This is a genomic window from Methylobacterium tarhaniae, assembly GCF_001043955.1.
GTDB lineage: Bacteria > Pseudomonadota > Alphaproteobacteria > Rhizobiales > Beijerinckiaceae > Methylobacterium > Methylobacterium tarhaniae.
Window position 1 is genome coordinate 23,375 of sequence record NZ_LABZ01000212.1, and the last position, 10,016, is coordinate 33,390.

Below are 10,016 nucleotides of genomic sequence, written 5' to 3' on the forward strand. Positions count from 1 at the left end.
GATGCAACAAATGTTATGCCGGCACCTGTCGTAGCGTCATAACATAAGTTAGGAGGCATCGTTCCCGCCCACATTAGAATTTCTTTCACAATATGACTCCTCTGCCTTTGCGGAAGATTCACCGATTTTGGGGCAAGGTGCGCCGTATCACCATCCCGATCGGCGGCGCCCGTCATGAAGAACCCAGATAACGCCAGCATAACCCGACCTTCACTTGCCAGGGTCTCGGTCTCCTGGATGCTCTGCGTCGTACTCGGTCTGATGGGCCTCCTGGTGATCGCCCAGGCCGCCGGCGCGCTGATCGGCGCCGCCCGGGAGCAGGCGCAGGCGGGCAAGGTGGTCACCCTGTCGGTCGGCAGCCGCGCGCTGCTCGGAACGTTGCTGGCCAACCGCATCGAGCGGGGCACCGCCCTCACGGCGCTCGGTGTCGAGGCGCCGGCGGATGCGGACATGCGGGCCGCCCTCGCCAAGAACCGCGCCGCTGCCGACAAGGGCTTCCTCGGGGTGATCGCGGCTCTGGACGGGACCGACCTGCCGAGCGTCGCCGGCACGATCGGCCGCTTGCGTCAGGTGCAAGGCGCGCTGGCCGCCCTGCGCCCGCGCATCAACGCCGCCCTGGAGCGGCCGCTTAGCGCCCGGGAGCCCGCCATCCTCGCCGATGCGACGGCCGCCTACGGGGCGCTGCTCGACGGCCTGACGGCGACGACGGACGCGGTCGACAACGCGATCGTCTCCGACGATCCGGCGCTGCGCGCGGCCCGGCTGATCAAGCGTGCGGCCTGGGCGAGCCGGGTGGCGGCCGGCGGGGCGGCCCTGCGGGTGCAGACCGGCGTGGCGAACCCGGCCTCGTGGTCGCCCGCCAGCAGCATCGCGGCGGCGGAGGAACGCGGCCGGCTCGATCAGGCCTGGGCCGGCGTCGTCGAGGTCGTCGCCAGGATCTCGGGCGGCTCCCTGGTCGCCGCCTTCGAGACCGCACAGGCGCGCAACTTCTCGGGCACCGCCAAGGAGGAGCGCCGGGCCCTGGCCGAGGCCCTCGGCGCGGGCCGCCCGGTCGGCATCGCGATCCAGGATCTGCGCCGGCGCGACACCGACAACCAGGGCACGATCGTCGATCTGGCCAACGTCGCGCTCGATACGATGGTCGAGCGGGCCCGGACCCTGGCGGAGGCGGCCGGCCAGACGGTGATCCGCAACGGCGCGATCCTGGCCGCCGCGATCCTCCTGTCGGTCGTCGGCCTCGCCTGCGTCGTCCACGGCGTGCTGCGGCCGATCCGGGCGATGACCCACCGCATGGGCGAGCTCGCCGCCGGACGGCTCGACGTCGTGGTGCCCGGGCTCGGGCGCCGCGACGAGATCGGCGCGATGGCCGAGGCCGTGCAGGTGTTCAAGGACGCCATGATCCATGCCCGACGGCTCGAGGCGGAAACCGCGCAGGCGCGGCTCTCGGCGGAGGCGCAGCGGCTCGCCGGGATGCGCGAGATGGCCGACCGCTTCGAGGCGACGGTCGGCGGCGTGGTCGACTCGGTGACGTTCTCGGCGGACCAGCTCCAGGTGACCGCGCGGTCGATGACGGCGACGGCGACCCGCACGGCGGAGGAATCCGGCGCGGCCTCGGGCGGTGCCCGGGAGGTGTCCGGGCATGTCGGCAGCGTCGCCGACGCGGCCGGCCGGCTCGGCGAGTCCGTTTCCGAGATCGGGCGCCGCGCCTCGGCCTCGGCGGACCTCGCCCGGGCCGCGACCGACGAGGCCAGCCGCACGGCCGAGCTGGTTCAGGAGCTGAACGGCGCGGTGGCGAAGATCGGCGACGTCGTCGGCATCATCGCCACCATCGCCAGCCAGACCAACCTGCTCGCCCTCAACGCCACCATCGAGGCGGCCCGGGCCGGCGAGGCGGGGCGCGGCTTCTCCGTCGTCGCCGCCGAGGTGAAGGAGCTCGCCGGTCAGACCGGCCGGGCCACCGAGGAGATCGGCAGCCAGATCGGCCGCATCCAGGGGGCCACGGGCCAGGCGGCCGCAGCGATCGGCGGCATCGCCGACCGCATCCGGGAGGTCAGCCGGACCACGACCGCGATCGCCGACGCGGTCGAGGAGCAGGACGCCGCCACGCGCGACATCGTGCGCAACGCCTCGCACGCGGCGACGGGCGCCCGGAGGGTGACCGAGACGATCGGCGGGGTCGCCGGCACGGCAGGCGAGACCGGCGCGGCCGCCGACCAGGTGCTCGCCGCGGCCTCCGCCCTGTCGCACCAGTCCGAGGACCTGCGCCGGGACGTCTCCCGCTTCCTGGAACGCGTGCGGGCGGCGTGAGCGAATAAAAGGTCCGCCGGACCGTCACCGAACCGTCAAGGAGGCGTGATTGCCTCAGGCCGGACCAACGCGCAGCCCCGACCGCCCTGGCGGCGGGGTTGCCGGGAGGACGAGGCCGCGATGACGGACCACACCACTCTGACCCGGCGCAGTACCCTGGCCGGGGCGACGGCCCTGGCGCTGGCCCCCCTCGCGGCCCGAGCCCAGGGCGCCGCTGAGGCCACCCGGGCGCGGGGGACCACCGAGGTGACCGGCATCGTCTACGAGGATCGCGGCAGCAAGGGCCGGCGCGGGCCCGACGATCCGGGCCTGCCCGACGTGATGGTCTCGAATGGCCGTGAGGTCGTCCGCACCGATGCGGAGGGCCGCTACACCCTGCCGATGGGCGACGAGGCGGTGATCTTCGTCATCAAGCCGACGGGCTTCGCCCTGCCGCTCGGCGCCGACGGCTTGCCGCGCTTCACCTATCTGCACCAGCCGGCCGGCACGCCGCCGGACCTCCCCTTGCGCTATCCCGGCATCGCGCCGACCGGGCCGCTGCCGCCATCCGTCGATTTCGGCCTGGTGCGCAGCCCGGAGAGCGGCGACTTCGACGTCGTGCTGTTCACCGATCCGCAGCCGGAGAGCCACGCCGAGCTGACCTTCGTGCGCGACACCGCAATCGCCCGGGTGCTGGGCACCGGGGGCGAGTTCGAACAGGTCGCTTTCGGCATGACCACCGGCGACGTGCTGTTCGACGACCTCTCGCTCTATCCGCGCCAGAACCGGATCATCGCGCAGGTCGGCGTGCCGTGGTTCCATCTCGGCGGCAACCACGACCTCAATTTCGAGGCTCCCGACGCCCGCTACTCCCGCGAGACCTTCAAGCGCACCTTCGGGGCACCGTATTACGCGCTGGAGCATGGCGGCGTGCTGTTCGTGATGCTCGACAACGTCCGCTATCTGGGCGCCGCCACCGCCACGGCGGGACGGGGCGGGCGCTACGAGGGACGGATCGGCGAGCGCCAGCTCGCCTTCGTCGAGAACCTGCTGACGCAGACCCCCAGCGACCGCCTCGTGGTGGTGGCGATGCATATCCCGCTCGCCAGCGATCTCGGACCGGACGATCCCGGCATCAGCACCGCCGACCGGGCGCAGTTGCTGCGGCTGCTCGCCGGGCGCCCGTCCCTCAGCGTCGCCGGACACACCCACACCACCGAGCACCATTATCTCGGGGCCGACGGGAGACCCGGAGCGACGGGGGAGGGCGCCCACCATCATCACGTGCTCACCGCCGTCTCGGGCTCGTGGTGGAGCGGCCCGCCAGACCGGCGCGGCATCGCCACCGCCGACAGCCGAGACGGCACGCCGCACGGGTTTCATGTGCTCAGCATCGCCGGCGGCCGGCACTACACCACCCGCTACGTCCCGGCGAGCGACGATGCGGGACGCCAGATGCGGATCGTGCTGGAGAGTCAGTTCCACGCCGACGACCTCGCCCGGCACCCCAACACCCGGCTCTACGAGCTGCTCGGTGCCACGATCCCGGCCGAGAGCGCCGGCAGCACCAACGTGGTGGTGAACCTGTTCGACGGCGGGCCGCGCAGCCGGGTCTCGTTCCGGATCGGCGACGGCCCCCTCGTGCCGATGGTCCGGACGCGCCGGCCGGACCCGTTCGTCGCGGCGATCTATGCCCGCAACGCCGCGACCAAGAAATCCTGGGTGAAGGCCGAGCCGTCCACCCACCTCTGGGTCGCGCGGCTGCCGCGGGATCTCAAGGCCGGCACCCACCGCCTCACCGTCGAGGCGGCCGACGAGTACGGCCGGCCGCATCGCGACGCCCTGGTGCTCGAGCTGCTGGACGGAGCCGCGGCCAGGGCCGGCTAGAGCGTTTTCCGACGAGGTGGGTACCGGTTCGTCGCGGAAAATGCGGTAAAATCAAAGACCGAGAGCGGCGCCCGATGGCAGCGCGATCGGGCGCCGCTCTCGCGGCTCGATCCGCGGCGATCGGGGCGCGTCACAGCCGGCTCGGGAAGGAGATCACCGCGTCGACCGTCTCCTTGATGGCGCGGCCGGCCGGGGCGAAATCGGGCATGGGCACGCCGAGGAAGCGGGTCGGCTCCTCCGCGGGCGGCGCGGCCGGTGCGCCGGCGGGCTGGGCGGCAGCCGTCCGCTGATGCGCATCGGGCTTCTCACGCCGCGCAGCCGGCTTCTCCCCGTTGGCCTTCTCGACCGGGCGCTTCTCGGCGACAGGCTTCTCGGCGGTCGCAGCGTGCCGGGCCGGAGCAGGCTTGGCTGGAGCAGGCTTGACCAGCTCGGCTTTGGCCTCGCGGGCCGGCGACGGCTTTGATGCCTTCGCCTCGGTGGCCTTCTCGCGCGGCGTGGCAGGTCTGGCCTCGACCTTGGCCGGCTCGACCTTGGCCGGCTCGATCTTGGCCGGCTCGATCTTGGCCTGGACCGCCCGGGCCGGCGGCAGTGGCGTGGCGGCCGCTCGCGGGGTGGCGACCTCGCGCGATACCGCGGCCTCGCGGGGCGTCACCGGCAGCGGGCGAGGGGTCTCCGGCGCTCTCGGAGCGGCGGCGGCACCGGGCTGGAGGGGAGCGGGCTGGAACGGGGCGGCGGTGCCGGTCGCGGCCACGTCGGAGGCCGGCGACCAGGAACCCGGCGGCACGGACGGCTTGGGATCGAGCAGGGCAGCCGGCGCGACCGGCGGGGTCTCCGTCGCGGGCGCGTTCGCCGCCGGCGCGGGCGGGATCGCCACCTGGCGCACTGTCGGGGCCGGACTCGTCCGCAGGGCCGGGATCCCGTCCTTGATCTCCGGCATCTCGGCGACGCGGCCGAAATGCACCTGCGCGGGACGAGGCCGCAGCATGTCGCTGATCGTCGGATAGGCCGCCGCGGCAAGGCCCGCACAACCGCCGACACCGACCACCGCCAGGGCCGCCAACATCGCCGGACGGCCGAGGCGGGCGCGCAAGCGCTCGTGAGAGTCCCTGCGCGCCTGGCGCACCTCGGACGGATCGATCTCCACTGGCATCATGGTGCGGGCTCTCCGATTACCTGCCCTCAACCATGATGAGAACAGCCGAATCAGGCGTGAAGATGTCGGGGAAAACCGCCAGCCTGTGGATAACTTCCGGATATCCCGATGAACGCAGGCGGTGCCCGCGATTGACTCCCGGCCGGCGGCGGCTTTTGTACTCGGCCGGGGGGGCGTCGCAATCGAGACGCGAGGGCGGGTGCGCAAACGAAAACTGATCTGGGCCGGCCTGGTCGCGGTGATCCTGGTGGCCGGCCTCGCCGCGTTCCTGGGGATCCGGCAGCGGGCCGGCGGCAATGGGCAGGGCGTCGCGGCCTTCCGGGAGGCGCGGGCCTTCGCGGTCTCCGGCGTTCTCAGGCAACTCCCGGGGCCTTACGGCCTTCTCCTCGGCGACTCGCAGATCGAGCGGCTCTACCTTCCGGTCCTGTGCGGACGTCCGGTCGTCAATGCCGGCATCGCCGGCACGCGGATCGCCGGGCTGCGGGCCGTGGCCGGCTGGCTGGAACTGCCGCGGCCGCCGGAGACGATCGTGGTGACGATCGGCACGAACGACCTCACCCGGCGCCAGCGCTCCGGCCATCCCGATGCGGCCGAGCACTTCCGGGCGGAGGCCCGCGCTCTCTTCGCCGAACTGGTGCCGCGGGCCCGCATGGTCGTCGCGACCGCCGTTCCGCCCTTCGATGCCGCCCGGCCCGGCGTGACGCGGTTCTACGACGCCGCCGCCGCGCCCGCCTACTCGGCGATCCTGTCGGAGGAATGCGCCCGGGCCGGCTGCCGGTTCGTCGACGCCTTCGCCGACCTGCGCGACCCGGCGAGCCTGGGACGATCGCCGGACGGCGTCCATCTCGGCCTCGACGTGGCGGCGCGGGACGCCGTCGCGTCGCGTCTCGAAGCCGCCGCCTGTCCCGAGCGGGCCGCGCAGGGACGGTGACATTCGGCGGCAGAGCCGGCGATGGATCCGGCAACAGGCAATGAACGGAGCGTGCCCTCATCACGCTACGACGGTGACGCATGGGCACTTTACTTGATTCGAGGTTGTCCTCGACCGCCGGCATGGTGCCTGCGACTGTGCGGCGGCGCTGCCGGGCGGCGCGGCGACTTCGTCGACGCGCCGCGACGATAAGTGACCGGATGAATTTGATATCGGCTTGGCAGATCACGCGTCGGCGGCGATTTTGCCTGGGAAAGCTTACGGAGTGTGTCTTGGCCTCTTGGACAAAGCGCGCCCTTGGGTTAGCAGAAGCATGTTTCGGGATTTACCCGATTCGGCCGGGCGCGGGCGGCACCGGAAGCGTGGCGGGAGCCACGCCCGGGCGGCACCCGGGCACCGGCCTCCCGGTGCTCGGCGCGATCGCGTAGGAGAGCTGATGACGGCGCGGACCGCGCATCCGATCGAGGGGGTCCCGGTCCCAGGACCGGGCGATGCCCTCGGCCATGCGCTTCCGGAGAGCGAGCCGGGGATGAGCGGGCTGCCCTCACGCGTGATCCTCGACGCGTTGCCGCAGAAGGTCTGGATGCTCGACTGTCAGGGGGTGGTGCAGTTCGCCAACCGGGCTGCGCGGGAGATCGGCACTCTCCTCGGCGAGTCCGGCAGCTGGGACGACGTCATCCACCCGAAGGACCGCACCCGGGCGGCGGCGGCCCGGACCTCCGCCATCCGCTCCGGCCAGCCCTACGACCTCACGATCCGCCTGCGCGACACCAGCGGGCGCTGGCACTGGCACCAGGCCGACGTCGTGCCGCTCCGCGACGGGGCCGCGATCGCCGGCTGGATGATGACGGCCGCCGACGTCGACGACGTCGTGGCCGACAACCAGGCGCTGGAAGCCACCACCAACCTGCTGCTCCTCACCCACAAGGCCGCCGGCGTCGGCCTGTGGGACTGGAACATGCGCACCGGCGCGCTCTCCCTCTCGGCGGAGGGCGCGCGCCTGCACGGCCTCTCGGCGCAGGCCTGCATCATCACCTCCTCGGCCTGGACCGGGCTGGTCCATGCCGACGACCGCGCCATGCTGTGGGACGCGGTGACGAAGGCCGTCACCACCCGCACCCCGTTCTCGGTCGACGTGCGGGTGACGGGCGAGCACGGCGCCGTCCGGTGGATCCAGAGCCTCGGGCGCGTCCTCGACGACGCGCACGGCCTGAGCGGGCGCATCGTCGGCCTCACCCTCGACATCACCGCCCGCAAGCGCGCCGAGCAGTCCCTGGCCAACGCCAAGGAGGGGGCCGAGCAGGCCAACCGCGCGAAGTCGGACTTCCTGGCGATGATGAGCCACGAGATCCGCAACCCCCTCAACGCCGTCCTCGGCTACACCGAGCACATGCTCTCCCGCTCGCGCGAGCCCGAGACCCTGCGCCACCTCGCCGCCGTCCAGGAGGCCGGCGAGATCCTGATGCGGGTCGTCGACGACGTGCTCGACGTGGCGCAGATCGAGGCCGGCCAGGTCGCCCTCGATCCGGAGCCGTTCCTCCTCGCCGACCTGCTGGAGGGCACGGCCGCGGTCGCAAGGGGCGCGGCCGCCCGCAAGGGCGTGGCGGTGGAGGTGATGCGCGATCCCACCACCCCGACCCTGGTGCTGGGCGATGTCGGGCGCCTGCGCCAGGTGCTCCTCAATCTCCTCACCAACGCGGTGAAGTTCACGCCGGCGGGCCGGGTGATCCTGGCGGTGAGCCCGGATTCGAGCCGGGGCGGCGAGGGGCGGCTGGTCTTCACCGTGAGCGACACCGGCATCGGCATGTCGGCGGCGCAGCAGGAGCGGCTGTTCGTGCCCTTCGGCCAGGGCGACGAATCGATTCGTCGCCGCTTCGGCGGCAGCGGCCTCGGCCTGGTGATCTGCCGTCACCTCGTCGAGCTGATGGGTGGGCGGATCGGCGTAGCGAGCGAGCCGGGACGCGGCACGCGGATCTGGTTCGCCGTGACCCTGCCGGCGGCCGCGTGACGGCCGGGCCGACGCCGGCGGTTCAGTTCCGTCCTCCGACGCCTTATCTCTTCATCCATGCAGTGGACGGATGACGGGCTGGTTCTCGGGGCGCGGCGGCACGGCGAGACCGGGGTCGTCCTCGAGCTGATGACCGCGGACCATGGCCGGCATCTCGGCCTCGTCCATGGCGGGCGCTCGCGCCGGATGCAGCCGGTGCTCCAGCCCGGCAACCTGGTGCGGGCGGTCTGGCGGGCGCGGCTCGACGAGGGCCTCGGCTCCTATGCGGTCGAGCCCATCGAGAGCGCCAGCGCCCGCCTGATCGGCTCGCGCCTCGCGCTCTACGGCATCGGCTACGCCGCCGGGCTGATGCGGCTCCTGCCCGAGCGCGATCCCCATCCCGCCCTGTTCGCCGCGGCGAAGGTGCTGATCGAGCACCTGCACGAGCCCGACGTGGCGCCGGCTCTCATGGTGCGCTTCGAGCTCGCGGTGCTGGCCGAGCTCGGCTTCGGCCTCGACTTCTCGGCCTGCGCCGCCACCGGCACCAACGAGTACCTCGCCTACGTCTCGCCGAAGAGCGGGCGGGCCGTCAGCGCCGCTGCTGGCGAGCCCTGGCGCGACCGGCTGCTGGCCTTGCCGGATTTCCTGGTCGCCCGGCCCGACCGCCGCGGCCTGAACGTGCCGACGCCCCGGGAGGTCAAGCAAGGCTTTACCTTAACGGGATATTTCCTCGACCAGCACATCTGGAATCCGCGCGACCTCGCCGAGCCGGAAGAGCGGATGCGTTTCGTCGCGCTCGGCACCGCCGGGGCGATCTGAGCGCCCTCGCTCCCGGGAACGGCCGGTTCGCGGGAGGGAAGCCGCCGGGCCGAATGCACGGAGAGGTGGTCCACACCGTTCCTGGCAATCGGCAGATGTTCGTGTTATGTTCTCGTCATGAGACCGCCGAAATCGTGAGTTGACGTCAGCCCATGGGAAAGCCCTTCGATCCACCCTCCGACCGCGACGGGATCGAGAACGTCGACCTGAAGGCGGCGCTCGAGGAGCGCTACCTCGCCTACGCGCTCTCGACCATCATGCACCGGGCGCTGCCCGATGCCCGCGACGGCCTCAAGCCGGTGCACCGGCGCATCCTGCACGCGATGCGGCTCCTGCGCCTCGATCCCGGCAGCGCCTACAAGAAATGCGCCCGCGTCGTCGGCGACGTGATCGGTAAGTACCATCCGCACGGCGACGTCGCGGTCTACGATGCCCTGGTGCGCCTCGCCCAGGACTTCGCCCAGCGCTATCCCCTGGTCGACGGCCAGGGCAATTTCGGCAACATCGACGGCGACAACCCGGCGGCCCAGCGCTACACCGAGTGCCGGATGACCGAGGTCGCCCGTCTCCTCCTCGAGGGGATGGACGAGGACGCGGTCGATTTCCGCCCGAACTACGACGGGCAGGAAGAGGAGCCGGTGGTCCTGCCGGCGGCCTTCCCGAACCTGCTGGCCAACGGCTCGCAGGGCATCGCGGTCGGCATGGCGACCTCGATCCCGCCGCACAACGTGGCGGAGCTGTGCGAGGCCGCGCTCTACCTCATCACCCATCCGGCCGCGACCTCCGAGCAGCTGACCACCTTCGTCAAGGGACCCGACTTCCCGACCGGCGGCATCGTGATCGATTCCGCGGCCTCGATCGCCGAGGCCTACCGCACCGGGCGCGGCGGCTTCCGTGTGCGGGCGCGCTGGCAGAAGGAGGATCTCGGCCGCGGCACCTGGGCCGTCGTCGTC

At 72.2% G+C, this 10,016-nt stretch carries 7 protein-coding genes; 6 read left to right on the forward strand and 1 reads right to left on the reverse strand.

The genetic code is table 11. The features are described from left to right. Positions 1-174 precede the first annotated feature (174 nt). Together VQ03_RS25825 and VQ03_RS25830 are read left to right on the forward strand one after the other, a co-directional pair. The gene (locus tag VQ03_RS25825) at positions 175-2,307 is read left to right on the forward strand and encodes a methyl-accepting chemotaxis protein (protein ID WP_245292197.1); all 2,133 of its coding nucleotides are present in this window, start codon (positions 175-177) and stop codon (positions 2,305-2,307) included. A gap of 120 nt (positions 2,308-2,427) precedes the next feature. After that, entirely contained in the window at positions 2,428-4,173 is a 1,746-nt protein-coding gene (locus tag VQ03_RS25830) for a calcineurin-like phosphoesterase C-terminal domain-containing protein (protein WP_048453781.1), read from the forward strand. A 130-nt stretch (positions 4,174-4,303) separates the two neighbouring features. Here the strand turns inward: VQ03_RS25830 and VQ03_RS25835 are convergent, their stop codons facing one another. Further along, on the reverse strand, positions 4,304-5,326 hold the full coding sequence (locus VQ03_RS25835; protein WP_048453782.1) for a hypothetical protein: 1,023 nt from the start codon (positions 5,324-5,326) through the stop codon (positions 4,304-4,306). Positions 5,327-5,525: 199 nt separating this feature from the next. Between VQ03_RS25835 and VQ03_RS25840 the strand changes: the two genes are divergently transcribed. The 4 genes from VQ03_RS25840 to VQ03_RS25855 form a co-directional block, all read left to right on the forward strand. Then, positions 5,526-6,257, forward strand: coding sequence for an SGNH/GDSL hydrolase family protein (locus tag VQ03_RS25840; RefSeq protein ID WP_048453783.1), 732 nt, complete (start codon positions 5,526-5,528; stop codon positions 6,255-6,257). A gap of 436 nt (positions 6,258-6,693) precedes the next feature. Beyond that, entirely contained in the window at positions 6,694-8,265 is a 1,572-nt protein-coding gene (locus tag VQ03_RS25845; RefSeq protein WP_053078733.1) for a PAS domain-containing sensor histidine kinase, read from the forward strand. Between the two features lie 57 nt (positions 8,266-8,322). Next, positions 8,323-9,063 (forward strand): DNA repair protein RecO, encoded by a 741-nt coding sequence (gene recO, locus VQ03_RS25850; protein WP_048453784.1) that lies wholly within the window; start codon positions 8,323-8,325, stop codon positions 9,061-9,063. Between the two features lie 152 nt (positions 9,064-9,215). Next, the coding region (locus VQ03_RS25855; protein ID WP_048453785.1) for a DNA gyrase subunit A at positions 9,216-10,016 on the forward strand (801 nt) is incomplete at its 3' end.